Annotated in this window: 14 protein-coding genes; 7 read left to right on the top strand and 7 right to left on the bottom strand. The window is 72.5% G+C overall.

Annotated features, from left to right (window positions below):
• The first annotated feature begins 9 nt into the window (after positions 1 to 9).
• The 5 genes from dhaK (at position 10) to Asi03nite_RS07675 (ending at position 5420) form a co-directional block, all read left to right on the top strand.
• Positions 10 to 1002, top strand: a complete 993-nt coding sequence (gene dhaK / locus Asi03nite_RS07695; protein ID WP_203677728.1) for a dihydroxyacetone kinase subunit DhaK — start codon at positions 10 to 12, stop codon at positions 1000 to 1002.
• Positions 1003 to 1005: 3 nt separating this feature from the next.
• Positions 1006 to 1650 carry a dihydroxyacetone kinase subunit DhaL gene (gene dhaL, locus Asi03nite_RS07690; RefSeq protein ID WP_203677727.1) on the top strand — a complete coding sequence of 215 codons (645 nt, stop codon included), beginning with the start codon at positions 1006 to 1008 and terminating at the stop codon, positions 1648 to 1650.
• A 34-nt stretch (positions 1651 to 1684) separates the two neighbouring features.
• Entirely contained in the window at positions 1685 to 3253 is a 1569-nt protein-coding gene (locus Asi03nite_RS07685; protein WP_203677726.1) for a methyl-accepting chemotaxis protein, read from the top strand.
• 23 nt (positions 3254 to 3276) lie between these two features.
• Positions 3277 to 3957 (top strand): acetoacetate decarboxylase family protein, encoded by a 681-nt coding sequence (locus Asi03nite_RS07680; protein ID WP_203677725.1) that lies wholly within the window; start codon positions 3277 to 3279, stop codon positions 3955 to 3957.
• Between the two features lie 140 nt (positions 3958 to 4097).
• Positions 4098 to 5420 carry a YibE/F family protein gene (locus tag Asi03nite_RS07675; protein ID WP_203677724.1) on the top strand — a complete coding sequence of 441 codons (1323 nt, stop codon included), beginning with the start codon at positions 4098 to 4100 and terminating at the stop codon, positions 5418 to 5420.
• 6 nt (positions 5421 to 5426) lie between these two features.
• On the opposite strand, the gene Asi03nite_RS07670 is transcribed toward Asi03nite_RS07675, so the two are convergent.
• Both Asi03nite_RS07670 and recD2 read right to left on the bottom strand, forming a co-directional pair.
• Positions 5427 to 6062 carry a DUF4360 domain-containing protein gene (locus Asi03nite_RS07670; protein ID WP_203677723.1) on the bottom strand — a complete coding sequence of 212 codons (636 nt, stop codon included), beginning with the start codon at positions 6060 to 6062 and terminating at the stop codon, positions 5427 to 5429.
• A 212-nt stretch (positions 6063 to 6274) separates the two neighbouring features.
• On the bottom strand, positions 6275 to 8464 hold the full coding sequence (recD2, locus tag Asi03nite_RS07665) for an SF1B family DNA helicase RecD2 (RefSeq protein WP_203677722.1): 2190 nt from the start codon (positions 8462 to 8464) through the stop codon (positions 6275 to 6277).
• Positions 8465 to 8548: 84 nt separating this feature from the next.
• Here recD2 and Asi03nite_RS07660 point away from each other — a divergent pair, with 84 nt between their 5' ends.
• Positions 8549 to 9520 (top strand): acetylxylan esterase, encoded by a 972-nt coding sequence (locus Asi03nite_RS07660; RefSeq protein WP_203677721.1) that lies wholly within the window; start codon positions 8549 to 8551, stop codon positions 9518 to 9520.
• A gap of 173 nt (positions 9521 to 9693) precedes the next feature.
• On the opposite strand, the gene Asi03nite_RS07655 is transcribed toward Asi03nite_RS07660, so the two are convergent.
• Together Asi03nite_RS07655 and Asi03nite_RS07650 are read right to left on the bottom strand one after the other, a co-directional pair.
• Positions 9694 to 10530 carry a MaoC/PaaZ C-terminal domain-containing protein gene (locus tag Asi03nite_RS07655; RefSeq protein ID WP_203677720.1) on the bottom strand — a complete coding sequence of 279 codons (837 nt, stop codon included), beginning with the start codon at positions 10528 to 10530 and terminating at the stop codon, positions 9694 to 9696.
• A gap of 1 nt (position 10531) precedes the next feature.
• Entirely contained in the window at positions 10532 to 11872 is a 1341-nt protein-coding gene (locus Asi03nite_RS07650) for a 3-oxoacyl-ACP reductase (protein ID WP_203677719.1), read from the bottom strand.
• A gap of 55 nt (positions 11873 to 11927) precedes the next feature.
• Here Asi03nite_RS07650 and Asi03nite_RS07645 point away from each other — a divergent pair, with 55 nt between their 5' ends.
• Positions 11928 to 13205, top strand: coding sequence for an acetyl-CoA C-acetyltransferase (locus tag Asi03nite_RS07645; protein ID WP_203677718.1), 1278 nt, complete (start codon positions 11928 to 11930; stop codon positions 13203 to 13205).
• A 38-nt stretch (positions 13206 to 13243) separates the two neighbouring features.
• Here the strand turns inward: Asi03nite_RS07645 and Asi03nite_RS07640 are convergent, their stop codons facing one another.
• From Asi03nite_RS07640 to Asi03nite_RS07630, 3 genes are read right to left on the bottom strand one after another with little or no spacing between them, the layout of a single operon-like run.
• Positions 13244 to 14053, bottom strand: coding sequence for an SDR family oxidoreductase (locus tag Asi03nite_RS07640; RefSeq protein ID WP_203677717.1), 810 nt, complete (start codon positions 14051 to 14053; stop codon positions 13244 to 13246).
• A 29-nt stretch (positions 14054 to 14082) separates the two neighbouring features.
• Positions 14083 to 15621, bottom strand: coding sequence for an AMP-binding protein (locus Asi03nite_RS07635; protein WP_203677716.1), 1539 nt, complete (start codon positions 15619 to 15621; stop codon positions 14083 to 14085).
• A gap of 5 nt (positions 15622 to 15626) precedes the next feature.
• Positions 15627 to 16844, bottom strand: a complete 1218-nt coding sequence (locus tag Asi03nite_RS07630) for an acyl-CoA dehydrogenase family protein (RefSeq protein WP_203677715.1) — start codon at positions 16842 to 16844, stop codon at positions 15627 to 15629.
• Positions 16845 to 17031: the final 187 nt, after the last annotated feature.

Raw genomic sequence — 17031 nt, 5'->3', positions numbered from 1 at the left:
GAGCCGGCCGTGAAGAAGTTCATGAACGATCCCGCCGACGTGGTGGCCCAGGCCCTCGCCGGGGTCGCCGCCGCGCACCCGGAGCTGCGGGTGGACGTCGCGGAGCGGTTCATCACCCGCGCCGCCGGACCCCGCCCCGGCAAGGTGGGCCTGGTCTCCGGCGGCGGGTCCGGGCACGAGCCGCTGCACGGCGGTTTCGTCGGCCCCGGCATGCTCGACGCCGCCTGCCCCGGCGAGATCTTCACCTCTCCGGTGCCGGACCAGATCCTGGCCGCCACCAGAGCCGCCGACGGCGGCGCCGGCGTGGTGCACGTCGTCAAGAACTACACGGGCGACGTGATGAACTTCCAGCTCGCCGCGGAGCTGGCCGCCGACGAGGGGATCAGCGTGCGGACCGTGCTCGTCGACGACGACGTCGCGGTGGAGGACTCGACGTGGACGGCCGGGCGCCGCGGCACCGGCGCCACCCTGCTGGTCGAGAAGATCGCCGGAGCACGCGCCGAGGAGGGCGGCGGGCTGGCCGAGGTCGCCGCGATCGGACAGGAGGTCAACACCAGTTCCGGATCCTTCGCGTACGCGTTGCGCGCCGGCACCACCCCGGCGGCCGGCCGGCCCGGGTTCGAGCTGCCGGAGGACGAGATCGAGGCCGGCGTCGGGATCCACGGCGAGCCGGGCCGCCGCCGCGAGCCGATGCGCCCGGCGAAGGACCTGGTCCGCTCCGGCCTGGACGCGATCCTGGCCGCCAAGCCGTTCCCCGGCCCGGTGATCGTGCTGGTCAACGGGCTGGGCGGGACTCCGCTGATCGAGCTGTACCTGGTCTTCGGCGAGGTCGCGGCGTACTTGGCGCAGCGCGGTGTCCGGATCGCCCGCCAGCTCGTCGGCAACTACGTGACCAGCCTGGACATGGCCGGCATGTCGCTGACGCTGTGCCAGGCCGGCGACGAGATGATCCGCCTGTGGGACGCGCCGGTGCGTACCCCCGGACTGCGCTGGGGGGCCTGACCCGTGGACGCCGCGCTCGCCGGTGACTGGATGCGCGCCGCCGCCGCGGCGGTGGCCGCCGGGGCCGGCCGGCTCACCGAGCTCGACACCGCGATCGGCGACGGCGACCACGGTGCGAACCTGCACCGCGGGTTCACCGCCGTGGTCGCCGCCCTGACCGAGTCACCACCACAGACCGTGTCCGAGGTGCTGGTCAAGGCCGGCACCACGCTGATGTCCCGGGTGGGCGGCGCGTCCGGCCCGCTCTACGGCACCGCGCTGCGCGCCGCCGGCAAGGCGCTGCCGGCGACGCCCACGGTCGAGCCGGCCGAGCTGGCCGCGGCACTGCACGCGGGCCTGGCGGCGGTGCGCCGGCTGGGCGGCGCGGCGCCGGGGGACAAGACCATGGTCGACGCGTACGCCCCGGCCCTCGACGCCTTCGAGACAGCCGTGGCCGGGGGCGCGGGCCTGGGGGCGGCGGCCCAGGCGGCGGCCGGGGCGGCGCGGGCCGGCGCCGAGGCCACCGTGCCGATGCGGGCGCGCAAGGGCCGGGCCTCCTACCTCGGTGAGCGCAGCATCGGCCACCAGGACCCGGGCGCCGCCTCGACAGGTTTGTTCTTCGCAGCGCTGGCGGAGGTTTCTCAAGCCCACCCCCGGCATGCCGATTGACCCGGCGTCAGACAGGGCGACGAGAGGTTCGGCGATGGGCTTGAGTGGGGCGTTCGACGACCGCTCTCTGCGGACGAAGATCAGTGCGGCGGCGCTGGCCGCGACGATCGGCGGCCTGGTGGTGGGCGGCTTGGCGATCTACCAGGTGCACGACCTGAACCAGAAAGCGGCCGACGCCCAGCGGCACTCGATCGCGATCGAGACCTCGGTCGCGTCGCTCGGCAAGAACATCGAATCGTACGCCGGCAGCGGCGCAGCGCTGCAGCTCTACCCCACCCTGGCCAAGGAGATCGCGGCCGGCATGACGGTCAGCAAGAAGGCCGTCGACGACGCCCTCCAGGACCTGGCCCGGACGCTGCCCGGCGACGACACGGTGGCCAAGGCGCAGAAGGACTGGACCGCCTACCTCCGCTTCTCCGGCGAGGACCTGAGCAAGGCCAGCGAGGCCGAGCTGGACCAGGCCTTGATCGACTACAACGAGCTGCACGGCGCGCTCATCGACGACGCGGCCGCGCTGCAGGCCCAGGCCGAGAAGCTGGCCGAGGAGCAGATCTCCGCCGCGAGCGCCACCGCCACCCGGGCGACCTGGACGATCGCCGCGGTGCTCGCCGCCGGGGTGCTGCTCAGCCTGCTGATCGGGTTGCGGGTGGCGAACAGCGTGCGCAACGCCGTCCGGGGCGTCTCCCGGCTGGCCGAGGGCCTCGCCGAGGGCGACCTGACCCGCACCTCCGGCGTCACCACCCGGGACGAGGTCGGCCGGATGGCCGCCGCGCTGGACTCCGGTATCGCCCGGCTCCGTGAGGACGTGGTCCAGCTGGCCGGCAGCGCCACCACCCTGCAGCACGCGGCCGGTCAGCTGACCTCGGTCTCCACCGCCGTCGACGCGGCCGCCACCGAGGCCTCCGCGCAGGCCGGCACGGTCTCCGCGGCCGCCGACTCGGTCTCGCACAACCTGCAGTTCGTGTCGGCCGGCGCCCAGGAGATGGGTTCGGCGATCCGCGACATCAGCGTCTCCACCTCGGAGGCCACCCAGGTGGTGGAGCAGGCGGTGCAGGCGGCCGCGGCCACCAACCAGATCGTGGCCCGGCTCGGCGAGTCGTCCGCGGAGATCGCCACCGTGGTCAAGGTGATCACCAGCATCGCCGAGCAGACCAACCTGCTCGCTCTCAACGCCACCATCGAGGCGGCCCGCGCCGGTGAGCTCGGCAAGGGCTTCGCGGTCGTCGCCGGCGAGGTCAAGGACCTGGCGCAGGAGACCGCCAAGGCGACCGAGGACATCTCCCAGCGGGTGCAGTCGATCCAGGCCGACACCAGCGGCGCGGTCAGCGCGATCGAGGAGATCAGCGAGATCATCGAGCGGATCAACGGCCTGCAGCTGACCATCGCCTCGGCCGTCGAGGAGCAGACCGCCACCACCCAGGAGATGAACCGGACGCTCACCGAGGCGGCCGGCGGCGCCGGCGACATCGCCGCGACCATCACCGGGGTGTCCGAGGCGACCCGGCGCACCACCGACACGGTGGGCGACACCCGGCGGGCGGCCGAAGAGCTCACCGCGACCTCGGCCCAGTTGCAGAGCGTGGTGTCGCGCTTCCGTTACTGAGCCATCGATGCCAACCTTGGGGGATGTACCCGCCTGAGCCCTGGCACCTGCGCGGACAGATGTACCTCTCGGTCTTCCTGGTCCCGATGCGCGCCGTGCCGCCACTGCCCGAGGTCCTGGGCGCGGCGGCACGGCCGTTGTCGTTCGGGGGCCGGGCCGCGGTCGGCGCGGCCTGGGTCGACTACCAGCCGGGCGGCGTCCTGCACTACCGGGAACTGCTCACCGCGGTGCTGGTGCGCGAACGCGCGCGGCCGCGGGTCAGCATCACCGGCATCTGGGTGGACAGCGTGGCCTCCCGGGAGGGCGGGCGGCGGCTCTGGGGCATTCCCAAGGAGCTGGCCGAGTTCACCCTCGACGGGGACGACGACCTGGTGGACGCGACGGCGGCGACCCCGGACGGAGCGCCGATCGGGTCCACGCTGATCCGGCTGAGGCGGCGGCTGCCGGGCCGCTTCCCGCTGGGCTTGCAGGTCGCGCAGGAGCTGGGTGGGCAGGTCAAGCGGACCCCGGTGCGAGGTCGCGGCGGTCTGCGTACGACACATGCCGTGTGGCGTCCGGATCCGGCCGGGCCGCTCGCCCATCTGGCCGGCCGCCGCCCCGTCCTGAACCTGGCCGTCACCGACTTCTGGCTGGTCTTCGGCCGTACCGCCGCCGATCGCCGGCCGGCTTCCCGGGACGCCTCGCACACCCCGACAGACCCCTGACGCCCAGCCCCCGGCACTCGGCCGGCAGCCAGGGGTGCCTCACCCACGCCGAGACCCCCGGCCGCCAGCCGCCGGCACCCGGCTGGAGATCCCTCACGCACCCGGAGAGGCCTCTGGTGCCCAGCGGGTACCGTTCGGCAATGCCCGCACCGCATCACCACAGCCACTCGCACGGCGGCTCCCCGCTTCCGAAGGCCCGGCGTCTCACGCTGCTGCTGCTGATCCCGGCCGTGCTGCTGACCGCGCTCGGCATGCTCCTGCTCTGGCCGCGCGACGCCCCCGAGGCCGACCCCGCGGACGGCCCGAAGCAGGCCAAGGCCGTGGTGCAGGCGGTCACCCACGGCGAGTGCGCGCCGGTCCCGGCCGGTGAGGAACAGCCCACCGGCTGCGGCACCGCCACCGTCGAGCTGGCCGGCGGCGAGGTGGTCGAGACCGAGCTGCCGTACGGCCCGGGCGCCCCGGAGATCAAGCCCGGCGACCGGGTGATCGTGATGGGCCTGGAGAACCTGACCGGCGGGCTCTCCTGGTCGATCTCCGACCACCAGCGCTCCCGCGAGCTGTGGCTGCTCGGCGTCGCGTTCGCCCTCGCCGTGATCGCGTTCGGCCGCTGGCGGGGGCTGACCGCGCTGGCCGGGCTCGCTGTCACGTTCGGCGTGCTGCTGTTCTTCATCGTCCCGTCGATCCTGGACGGCCGGTCCCCGATGCTCGTCGCGGTGGTCGGCGCGGCCGCGATCATGCTGACCGTGCTGTACCTGACGCACGGCCTGAACCTCACCACCACGATCGCGGTGGCCGGCACCCTGGCCAGCCTGATCATCACCACCGTGCTGGCCGAGATCAGCGTCGCCGCGGCGCACCTGACCGGCGTGGCCGACGACACCTCGAACTTCCTGTCGATCACTCAGGGCGAGGTCAACATGCAGGGCCTGCTGCTGGCCAGCATCGTGATCGGCTCGCTCGGCGTGCTGGACGACGTGACGGTCACCCAGTCCGCCACGGTGACCGAGCTGGCCGCGGCGAACCCGGCCTACGGCTTCCGCCGCCTCTACGGCGCCGCCACCAGGATCGGCCGCGCCCACATCGCCTCGGTGATCAACACGATCGTCCTGGCGTACGCCGGCGCGTCGCTACCGCTGATGCTGCTCTTCGCCACCGGCGGCACCCCGGTCGGCGAGCTGCTCACCGGCCAGCTGATCGCCCAGGAGCTGGTGCGCAGCGCGGTCGGCACGATCGGCCTGATCGCCGCGGTCCCGATCACCACGGCGCTGGCCTCGTTCTTCGCCCACCGCGCCGGGCAGCAGCCACCGGCCGTGCCGGCCCCGGCCGGGCTTTCCACGGCGGCCCCGGACCCCGCCGCGCCGGGCTCGCCGGCCCCGGGCCCGTCCGGGCTCCCCGCCACGGCCCCGGACGCGGCCGGGCCGCGGCCGCCCACCGAGAGCCGGTGGGCGGCGTTCGACAACTGAACGCGGTCAGCATCTCTTCCAGGCGACCCGGTACACCGTGTTGATGGCCGCGTCGGTGGAGTCCATCGAGATGAAGCTGGTGAGCTTGCGCGCGTCGGACGTGCCGCGGTTCACCCGCAGATCGGTGTTGATGTTGAGGAAGCGGCGCTCGCCGCAGGGCAGGTAGCTCAGCGAGCCGATCCCGACCCGGTCGCCGCGCTGCCAGACGTCGTCGTAGGGTCCGCGGAAGTCGTGCTCGATCCGGGTGGTCTGGGCGTGGCCCTGGAAATAGTAGTTCGCGGATTCCTGGGCCCACGCGCCACGGGCCAGGCTCGCATATCCGCGATAGTCGGCCCCGGCGACAGCGAACGTGAAACCGGAGGGCACCTTGACGTCCAGCGCGATCTGGCAGTTCTTCCGGAAATCGAGTGGATCGGATTCCGGGCCGACCCGCGCGGTGTAATTCGCGTAGGTGACGGTGAACGCGGTGTTGTCCGGCGAGACCGCGATCCGGGAACTCCTGTCCGGGCAGCCGGAGCCGATCGCGTTGACCACGTCGATCGTCATCATCTCGGCCGGTGCGGGCGCCGGGGCGGCCCGGGCCGGCGTGGGGACGCCCAGTGCGGCGAGTGCGGCCAGGGCCGCGGTCGTTCGGCGAGACATTGTGGAACCCCCGTTGAGTCGCATGGAGACGGAACGGGGAAAGACTATTTTCCGGCGGCGGCACCGCTTTCCACCCGGGCTCACCGTGTTCACCGTAATTGTCTGACCGGGAGTCCTGTGGCCGCTGACGTCCGTACCGAATAATTCGATTCTGCCGTCGCCGTCGCCCGCGGAATGCTAGGGCCCGCCTCGCCTGATCCGCGAGGCAGGCCTCAACGGAGCCGGTCGGCGAGGGCGGTGTGGCGACGGCCGGCGCTGACCGTGCGGACCGCTGCGGCCAGCGCCCGGCGCGAGCCGACCAGCACGACCAGCCTCTTCGCACGGGTGATCGCGGTGTAGAGCAGGTTCCGCTGCAGCATCATCCACGCGCTGGTGGTCAGCGGGATCACCACGGCCGGGTACTCCGAGCCCTGGGAGCGGTGGATGGTGATCGCGTAGGCGTGTGCCAGCTCGTCCAACTCGTCGAAGTCGTACTCGATCAGTTCGTCCTCGTCCGTGCGTACCGTCAGGGTCTGCTCCTCGGGCGACAGCCCGGTCACGACGCCGACCGTGCCGTTGAAGACGCCCGCCGCCCCCTTGTCGTAGTTGTTCCTGATCTGGGTGACCTTGTCGCCCACCCGGAACACCCGCCCTCCGACCCGGCGCTCCGGCAGCCCCTCCCGGCCCGGCGTGAGCTGCTGCTGCAGCAGCGTGTTGAGCGCGCCGGCGCCGGCCGGGCCGCGGTGCATCGGCGTGAGGATCTGCACGTCGCGGCGCGGGTCGAGGCCGAATTTCCGGGGGATCCGGGTGCACGCGACGTCGACGGTGAGCCCCGCGGTCGCCTCCGTGTCGTCGCACGGGAACAGGAAGAAGTCGCGCATGCCGTCCAGCAGCGGCGGGCGGCCCTGGTTGACCCGGTGCGCGTTGGTGACCACGCCGCTCTCCGCCGCCTGCCGGAAGATCTGGGTGAGGCGTACGCGCGGGATGACGTCGGCGGCCAGCAGGTCGCGCAGCACCTCGCCGGCGCCCACCGAGGGGAGCTGGTCGACATCGCCGACCAGCAGCAGGTGCGCGCCCGGCGGGATCGCCTTGACCAGCTTGTTCGCCAGGATCAGGTCGAGCATGGAGGACTCGTCGACGACCACCAGGTCCGCGTCCAGCGGGTTGTCCCGGTCGTAGCTGGCGTCGCCGCCGGGCTGGAGTTTGAGCAGGCGGTGGACCGTGGCGGCGGGGTGGCCGGTGAGCTCGGCGAGGCGTTTGGCGGCCCGCCCGGTCGGGGCGACCAGCTGGATCTTGGCTTGTTTGGCGGCGGCCAGCTCCACGATCGAGCGGACCGTGAAGCTCTTCCCGCAGCCGGGGCCACCGGTCAGCACCGCGACCTTCTCGGTGAGCGCGAGCCGGACGGCCGCCTCCTGCTCCGGGGCGAGCGTGGAGCCGGTACGTTTGTGCAGCCAGCCGAGCGCCTTGGCCCAGTCGACGCCGGCGAAGTGCGGCATCCGGTCGGTCTTCTCACGCAACAGGCGGACGAGCGACGAGGCGAGGGACACCTCGGCGCGATGGAACGGGACCAGGTAGACGTTGTCCTCCTCCCGGACCACGCCCTCCTCGGTGACCAGCTCGTCCAGGCAGGACGGAACGAGCCCGGCGGGCACCTCCAGGATCTTGGAGGCTTCGGCGGTCAGCTCCGGCGCCGGCAGGAAGCAGTGTCCGTTCTCGGTCGCCTGCGAAAGCGTGTACTGCAGCCCCGCTTTCACCCGTTCGGGGCTGTCGTGCGGGATCCCGACGGCCTGCGCGATGGTGTCCGCGGTCTTGAACCCGATCCCCCAGACGTCGGAGGCCAGCTGGTACGGGCTGTTCTTCACCACCGAGATGGACGCGTCGCCGTACTTCTTGTAGATCCGCACCGCGATCGACGTGGAGACTCCGACCCCCTGCAGGAACAGCATCACCTCCTTGATCGCCTTCTGCTCGGCCCACGCCGCGGTGATCTTCGCGGTCCGCTTCGGGCCCAGCCCGGTCACCTCGATCAGCCGCTCCGGCGACTCCTCGATGATCTGCAGGGTGTCCAGCCCGAAGTGGTCCACGATCCGCTCGGCGAAGACCGGCCCGATGCCCTTGACCAGGCCGGATCCCAGGTAGCGGCGGATGCCCTGCACGGTCGCCGGCAGCACCGTGGTGTACGAGACCACCTCGAACTGGCGCCCGTACTGCGGGTGCGAGGTCCACCAGCCGGACAGCCGCAGGCTCTCCCCCGGCTGCGCGCCGAGCAGCGCGCCGACCACGGTGAGCAGGTCGTCGCCACTTCGTGAGGTGGCCACCCGGGCGACCGTGTAGCCGGTCTCCTCGTTCACATAGGTCAGTCGCTCCAGCACCGCTTCCAGGACGTGCGGCGCCGGGCGGGAGGTCTGCGCCACGCCGGACATGGCGACCATCTTGCGCTTCGCGGAAACTCCGGCCGTCGGCAGACCCCCTTGGAACGGGCCTTCCGGTCGCCTAGCGTCTCCGGCATGGCGCATTTTGATCTTCCCCTCCCGCAGCTGCGCGAATACCGCTCCGCCACCGGGGAGCCCGACGGTTTCGGCGACTTCTGGACACGCACCCTCGACGAGGCGCGGGCCGCCGCCGAACCCGTCCGGCTCACCGAGGTCGCCACGCCGCTGCGCGCGATCACCACCTACGACGTGACCTTCACCGGCTTCGCCGGCCAGCCGATCAAGGCGTGGCTCAACGTCCCGGCCGGCGCGCCCGGTCCGCTTCCGGTCGCGGTGGAGTTCATCGGGTACGGCGGTGGCCGCGGCCTGCCGATCGACTGGCTCGCCTGGAACGCGGCCGGGTACGCCCACCTGGTCATGGACACCCGCGGCCAGGGTGGCGGCTGGCGCGGCGGCGACACACCCGACCGGGACGCGGACGGCGCCGGCCCGGCCGCGCCCGGGTACCTCACCCGTGGCGTGCGCTCCCCGGAGACCGCCTACTACCGCCGCCTGTTCACCGACGCGGCCCGCGCCGTCGAGACCGCTGCCGAGCTGCCCGGCGTCGACGCCACCCGGCTGGTCACCACGGGCAAGAGCCAGGGCGGCGCGCTCTCCATCGCGGCCGCCGGGCTGGTCCCGGACCGGGTCCGCGCGGTGATCGCCGGTGTCCCGTTCCTCTGCGACATCCGCCGCGCGGTCACCATCAGCGACAGCTTCCCGTTCCAGGAGATCGTCGAGTTCCTCCGCGCGAACCCGGACCGCGCCGCGCGGACCTTCGCCACGCTCGATCACTTCGACGTGGTGCACCTGGCCCGCCGCGTCACCGCGCCGGCGTTGCTCTCCACCGCGCTGATGGACGAAGTGTGCCCGCCGTCCGGGGTGTTCGCGGCCTACAACGAGCTGAACGGGCCGAAGCAGATCGAGGTCTACGAGTGGGACGGCCACGACGGCGGCAAGTCGCACTTCGACGTCAAGGCCCTCGAGTTCGCCGCCGCCCACCTCTGAACCCCGGCGACCCGCGAGCCGCCGCACACCCACCGGGCCAGCGATGAGGGGTGCCTCGGGGCCTTCGGGACACCCCTCATCGCTGACCCGGAACCGCGACCCGCGCCGCCCGCCTTCATCCGGCGGGTGATCGCGCCGTGGCAGGCGCAGGCGCCCGCCGGGGACACGGGCGCTTACCCGGGCGTGATCGTGCCGGTCAGGTGGGGGCGCTTGCCGTGGACCGTGAACTCGCAGCCGGCGTTCGCGGGCGACGACGTGAAACGGACCGTTGACGGCAGCAGGATCGGCTGCTTGAACGCCACCTCGACGGTGTACGCCGACGGCAGCCGGCCCTCCAGCGCGGCCAGGCACCGGGCCTTCGTCCACATCCCGTGCGCGATCGGCCGCGGGAACCCGAAGAGCCGGGCGCCCAGACGCGACGTGTGGATCGGATTCCGGTCCCCGGAGACGGCGGCGTACTCCGTACCCACGCGGGGCCCCAATCGCCAGACGGACCCGGCGGCCGGCAGCGGATCCGGTGCGTCCGGGCCCGGCCCGGACGACGTCTTCCGCAGGTACGTCGAAACCCCGCGCCACACCTGCACCCCGTCCGCCGAGGCGGTCGCGAGCATGTCGAACTGCCTGCCACGTGGATGGTCACGCAGGCCGGCGGCGCGGACCGTGAGATCGAGACGGACGCCGGCGTCGATCGGGCGCAGCACCGTGATCCGGTTCGACACGTGCACCAGGCCGATCATCGGCAGCGGGAACCCGGGCGCCGACATCAACCGCATGGCCAGCGGGAACGCCAGCACGTGCGGATACGTCGCGGGCAGCGCGTCGGTCAGCCGCAGGCCGCACACCCGGTCGTAGCGGGCCAGGTGGTCCCGGTCCACAGTCACCCCGCGACGCACCAGCTCGACGTCGGGCAGCGCGTCATCCCGGCGCCGCCCCGGCAGCAGGCCGAGCGCCGCCTTCGCGTACGCCCCGCCGGTGCCCGGCCCCTCGGTCAGCTCGACGACCGCCACCATGTCAGGCCCCCAGCAGACTCTGGCCGCACACCCGCACCACGTTCCCGCTGATCGTCGCGGAACCCGGCGAGGCCAACCAGGCGATCGTCTCGGCCACGTCGACCGGCAGGCCGCCCTGCGACATGCTGTTCAGCCGGCGCCCGGCCTCACGGAGGCCGATCGGCATCTTCGCGGTCATCGCCGTCTCGATGAACCCGGGCGCCACCGCGTTGATCGTGATGTTCCGGCCGGTCAGCAGCGGTGCGGTCGACTGGACCAGCCCGATCACGCCGGCCTTGCTGGTCGCGTAGTTGGTCTGGCCGCGGTTGCCGGCGATCCCGGCGATCGAGGCCACCCCGACGATCCGCCCGCCCGGCTTGATCAGGCCCTGATCGAGCAGCACGTCGTTGACCCGCTCGGGCGCGGTCAGGTTGACCCCGATCACCGAGTCCCAGCGGCTCTCGTCCATCTTGAAGATGGTCCTGTCCCGGGTGATCCCGGCGTTGTGCACCACGATGTCGACGCCGCCGTGCGGGCCGGCCGCCAGATATCCGGCGAGCCGGGACGGCGCGTCCCCGGCGGTCAGATCGAGTTGCAGCGCGCGGCCCTTCGCCCGGTTCGCCACGTCGGCCAGGGCGTCGCCGGCGCCGGGCACGTCCAGGGCGATCACCTCGGCGCCGTCCCGGGCCAGGACCGCCGCGATCGACGCGCCGATGCCCCGGGCCGCGCCGGTGACCAGGGCGAGCTTGCCGGCCAGCGGTTTCTCCCAGTCGGCCGGCGCGGGCGCGGCCCCGGCGCCGATCCGGATCACCTGGCCGGAGACGTAGGCCGAGCGGCCGCTGAGCAGGAACCGCAGCGTCGACTCGACGGACTCCTCGCCGCCCGGCTCGACGTAGACGAGCTGGCTGGTCACACCGCGGCCGAACTCCTTGCCGATGCTCCGGGTCAGACCCTCGAGGCTCCGCTGCGCGGTCGCCTCCTTCGGGCCCGCCGTGGCCCCCGGCGGGGTGCCGAGCACGATCACCCGGCCGGACGGGAGCAGATCGCGGGCGTACGGATGGAAGAAGTCGAACAGCGCGCGCAGCCCCGGCGAGTCGGCGATCCCGGTCGCGTCGAAGATCAGCGCCGCGTGCTTCGTGCCGGCCGCGCCCGTCCCGGCGACCCGCACCCCGGCGTTCTCCAGCAGTTTGGCGACCGGCTCGGCCAGCCGTCCGCCGGGCGCCGCGCCGAGCAGCACGGGTCCGGCGGCCACCGGGTCGCCCGGACGATACCGTCGCAACCGGGGCGGGTCGGGCAGCCCGAGACGCTTGACCACGGTCCGGCCCAGACCGGAGTTGGCGAAGTTCGCGTACCTGTCAGCCATGCGAGTACCCTACCGGTCAGTAGCTTCGTCGTCTTCGATGTCGTGGAGGATCGCCGTGCCGACCGTGCGCCGCGTCGCCGTCCTGGGCGGTAACCGTATCCCGTTCGCCCGCTCGAACAGCAGGTATGCGGCCGCTTCCAACCAGGACATGCTCACCGCCGCGCTGGACGGGCTGATCGCCCGGTTCGGGCTGGCCGGCGAGCGGCTGGGCGAGGTGGTCGCCGGCGCCGTGCTCAAGCACTCGCGGGACTTCAATCTGACCCGTGAGGTGGTGCTCGGCTCGCGCCTGGATCCGCGCACCCCGGCGTACGACATCCAGCAGGCCTGCGGCACCGGCCTGGAGGCGGCGATCCTGGTGGCCGACAAGATCGCGCTGGGCCGGATCGAGGTGGGCGTGGCCGGCGGGGTGGACACCACGTCGGACGCGCCGCTGCAGGTCAACGAGGACATGCGGCAGGCGCTGCTGGAGCTGAACCGGGCGCGGACGCTGGGCGCGCGGCTCAAGGCCGCCGCCAAGCTGCGGCCGCAGCACGCGCTGCGGCCGGAGATCCCGCGCAACGCGGAGCCGCGCACCGGGCTGTCGATGGGCGAGCACGCGGCGATCACCGCGCTGAAGTGGAACGTGGCACGGCAGGCCCAGGACGAGCTGGCCCTGACCTCGCATCAGCGCCTGGCCGCCGCGTACGACAACCGGTTCTTCGATGATCTGATGACTCCCTACCTGGGCCTCACCCGGGACCAGAACCTGCGTGCCGACACCAGTCTGGAGAAGCTGGCGAAGCTCAAGCCGGTCTACGGCACGGAGCAGGCGACCATGACGGCGGGCAACTCGACGCCGCTGACCGACGGCGCGTCGACGGTCCTGCTGGCCTCCGAGGAGTGGGCGGCGGCGCACTCGCTGCCCGTGCTGGCGTACTTCGCCGACTCGGAGACCGCGGCGGTCGACTACGTGCACGGTGCCGAGGGGCTGCTGATGGCCCCGGCGTACGCGGTGCCGCGGATGCTCGCGCGCAACGGGCTCACGCTCGACGACTTCGACTACTACGAGATCCACGAGGCGTTCGCGTCGCAGGTGCTGGCGACGCTGGCGGCGTGGGAGTCGCCGGAGTTCTGCAAGGAGAAGCTGGGGCTGGACGCGCCGCTCGGGTCGATCGACCGGGCCAGGCTGAACGTGAACGGCTCGTCGCTGGCGGCCGGGCACCCGTTCGCCGCGACCGGCGGCCGGATCGTCGCGACGCTGGCCAAGCTGCTCGCCACGAAGGGCTCGGGCCGTGGCCTGATCTCCATCTGCGCCGCCGGCGGCCAGGGCGTCGTAGCCATCCTGGAGCGCTGACCAGCCGGACGCCGGCTCCGGAGCCTCCTGGCCCGTGCTCAGCCCTCGCGCCAGCGGTCCGACTCCAGGTGCGAGCCGGCCTGCGGGCCCATCAGCAGCATCCCTCCGTCGACCACCCACGAGGCGCCGTTCACATAGGCCGCCTCCGGCGACGCCAGCATGGCGATCACCGCGGCCACCTCGTTGGCGTCGCCCGGACGCCCCGCCGGGATGCCCGGACGCCGGATCGTGTGCGGATCCACGTCCTCGTTCCCGGTCATCTCGGTGGCGATCTCCCCCGGCGCCACCGCGTTCACCGTGATCCCCGCCGCCGCCAGTTCCTGCGCCATCACCTTGGTGAGCAGACCCAGGCCGCCCTTCGCCGCGCAGTACGCGCCGGCGCCGACCCGCGGGGCGTGCTCGTGGACGCTCGTCACGTTGATGATCCGCCCACCGCGGCCGGCGGCGAGCATCCGGCGCGCGGCCCGCTGCGCGCAGAGGAACGGCCCGTCCAGGTCCACCGCGAGCACCTCGCGCCAGTCCTCCCAGGACGTCTCGGCCACCGGCGTCGCGATGCCGGTGCCGGCGCAGTTGACCAGCACGCCCAGGCCGCCCAGCGAGTCCGCCAGGTCGTCGATCACCTCGGCGGCCGAGGGAAGCCGGGTCAGATCCAGGTGGCGGACCTCGGACCGGCGGCCGGCGTCCCGCACCTGGCCGGCGGTCCGGTTCGCGCCGGCCTCGTCGGAGCGGTACGTCACCCCGACGTCGAAACCCGCCCTGGCCAGGGCGACAGCGGTGGCCTCGCCGATACCGGAGTCCGAACCGGTGACGACGGCGACCCGGTCGTAGTCGTGAAAGCGTGAGGGCATGCCGGCCGGATACCCCGGCACACGGGCGGTTAACGCGGAAGTTCGCGGCCGACGACCTTGCCGGTGGCGTTGCGGGGCAGCGCGTCCAGGAAGATCACGTCGCGGGGCACGCTGAACCGCGCCCGGTGGTGCCGCACGTGCTCGCGGACCGCCTCCGCGTCCAGGGTCGCACCGTCCCGGAGCACCAGGTACGCCGCGAGCCGCTGGCCGTACTCGTCGTCCGGCACGCCGATCACCGCGACCTCGCGCACCTGCGGCAGGTCGGCGAGCAGGCCCTCCACCTCGGCCGGATACACGTTCTCCCCACCGGAGACGATCATGTCGTCCTCCCGGCCGTCCACGTAGACCCGGCCGGCGGGATCCAGGTGCCCCAGGTCGCCGGTGGCCAGCAGACCCTCGTGCATGGCTCTCGACGCGCCGTTCGTGTAGCCCTCGAACAGCATCTCGTTGCCGACGAAGAGCCGCCCGACCCGGCCCGGCGGCAACGGTTCGCCGTGCTCGCCGAGGACCGCCACCCGCGTGCCGTGCGGGGGTCTCCCGGCGGTGTCCGGCGCGAAGCGCAGATCGGCGGGCGTGGCTATCGACACCCAGGACGCCTCGGTCGAGCCGTACAGGTTGTACAGGACGTCCCCGTACCGGTCCATGAATCTGGTGGCCAGCCCGCCAGGCAGCGCCGAACCGCTCACCGCGACCACCCGCAGCGCCGGTTTCTCCGCCGGCTCCGGCAGTTCCATCAACTGCTGCACCATCACCGGAACCGCGATCATCCCGGTGCAGGAATGCTTTCTCAGATCGTCGAGAATCGCCGCCGGATCGAATTTGCGGCGCAACACCACGGTCGCCCGCAGGGCCAGCGCGATCTGCAGGCCGGCGAATCCCCAGGTGTGAAAGAGCGGAGCGGCGATCAGCACGCGATCCTGCGCGCGCAGGGGAATCCGGTCGATCACCGAACAGAGCGGACGGAATCCGCCCGGGGTCGGCCGGCGGGCCCCTTTCGGCACGCCGGTGGTCCCGGAGGTGAGCACTATGGTGCGGCCGGGGCGCTCCGGCGGGACCGATGCCGAACGCGGCGGCGCGGTCGCGATCAGCTCCTCGAAGCGCTCCTCACCGATCTTCTCCAGGCCGTCGACCAGGGCCACCTTCGCGGCGAACTCGTCGTCGAGGATCAGCGCCCGCAGGCCCTGAGCCTCGGCCACGGCAGCTAGCTGACCCGGCGAGAGACCGGTGTTCATCAGCACCGGATCGGCGCCGAGCGTGGTGATGCCGACCAATGCCTCGATCATCCGCGCCGAATTGCGGCACAGGACGCCGACCCGTTCCCCGGGCGCCGCCGGAAGGCCGCTGGCCAGTTTCTCCGCTCGATCGAGCAATTGGGCGTACGTCGTCTGCCGCTCGTCGTCGACGACAGCGATCCGCCGCGGGCTGCGGGCGGCGGCCTGCCGCAGTTCGCCGGCGAGCCCGAAGCCCCACCGGCCCAGCGCCGCGAACTGCCGCACGATCCGGACCGGATTCCCGGGATCGAGCAGCCCGCGCCGCAGCATCGTACCGCCGACGAAAAGCGCGTCCATCGCGGTCAGCGGATCTGCATGCCGGAAATGGCGCGGGAGATGACCAGCCGCTGGATCTCCGAGGTGCCCTCGAAGATCGTGTAGATCTTCGCGTCCCGGAACATCCGCTCCACCGGATGCTCGCGCAGGTAACCCGCGCCGCCGAGGATCTGCACAGCCTTCTCGGTGACCGCGACTGCCACCTCGCCGGCCTTGAGTTTGGACATCGAGCCCTCGCCGGCCGTGAACGGCTTGTCGTTGCGGCCCATCCACGCGGCCCGCCAGACCAGCAGGCGCGCGGCGTCGATCTCCATCCGCATGTCGGCGAGCGCGAACGCGACAGCCTGGTTCTCGATGATCGGGCGGCCGAACTGGACGCGGTGCCCGGCGTACTCCAGCGCGTACTCGTACGCGGCGCGGGCGATGCCGATCGCTTGGGCGCCGACGGCGGGGCGGGACAGCTCGAACGTACGCATCGCGGCGTTCCTGCGCCCGCCGGCCTTGGCCCGCGCGAGGCGCTCGTCGAGGGCCTCCTTGCCGCCGAGCAGGCAACTCCCCGGCACCCGGACGTCGTCCAGGAAGACGTCTGCGGTGTGCGAGGCGCGCAGCCCCAGCTTCTTCAGCTTCCTCGCCCCGGCCAGCCCCTTCGTGCCGGGCGGGACGACGAACGCGGCCTGCCCGCGCGAACCCAGCGACGGGTCCACGCTCGCGGTGACCACGTGGACGTTCGCGATGCCGCCGTTCGTCGCGTACGCCTTCTGGCCACTGATCACCCACTCGTCGGTGGCCTCGTGGTAGACCGCACGGGTCCGCATCGAGCCGACGTCCGACCCGGCCTCCGGCTCGGTCGAGCAGAACGCCGCGACCTTGGGGTCGCCGGCGTCGCCGAAGCACTGCGGCACCCACTCGACCAGTTGCTCGGGCGTGCCGGAACCGTAGATCGCGGCGACCGCGAGCGAGGTGCCGGAGATCGCCATGCCGATGCCGCCGTCGCCCCAGAACAGTTCCTCGTTGGCGATCGGCAGCGACAGGCCGGTGTTGTCGGACCACGTGTTGATCAGGAACTCGAAGCCGTACAGCCCGATCTTGGCGGCTTCCTGGAGCACCGGCCAGGGGGTTTCCTCGCGCTCGTCCCACTCGGCGGCGGCCGGCCGGATCACCTGCTCGGCGAAGCCGTGCACCCACTCGCGCAGGTCCGATTGTTCCTCGTTGAGATCGAGCCAGAACTCCACAGCGGTGCCCATTCTTCCGGCGTGTACTTAACTCGCCAGTAACCCTACGGCCGCGTGAACCGGCTCACAACCCCCGGAGGTTTCCCACTCGCGCGGGGATCCAGCGCCCGCCCCGCCCCGGCCCGGGTCGGGGTCCGACTGGTCCTCCTGGTTGCCGTACGGGCCGCGAGACATCCATGAGAACCAACCGGACCGCCCG

Origin of the sequence: Actinoplanes siamensis (genome assembly GCF_016862395.1) — a bacterium.
In the GTDB taxonomy this organism is placed as follows: domain Bacteria; phylum Actinomycetota; class Actinomycetes; order Mycobacteriales; family Micromonosporaceae; genus Actinoplanes; species Actinoplanes siamensis.
This window is presented reverse-complemented; position numbering and strand designations above follow the sequence as displayed.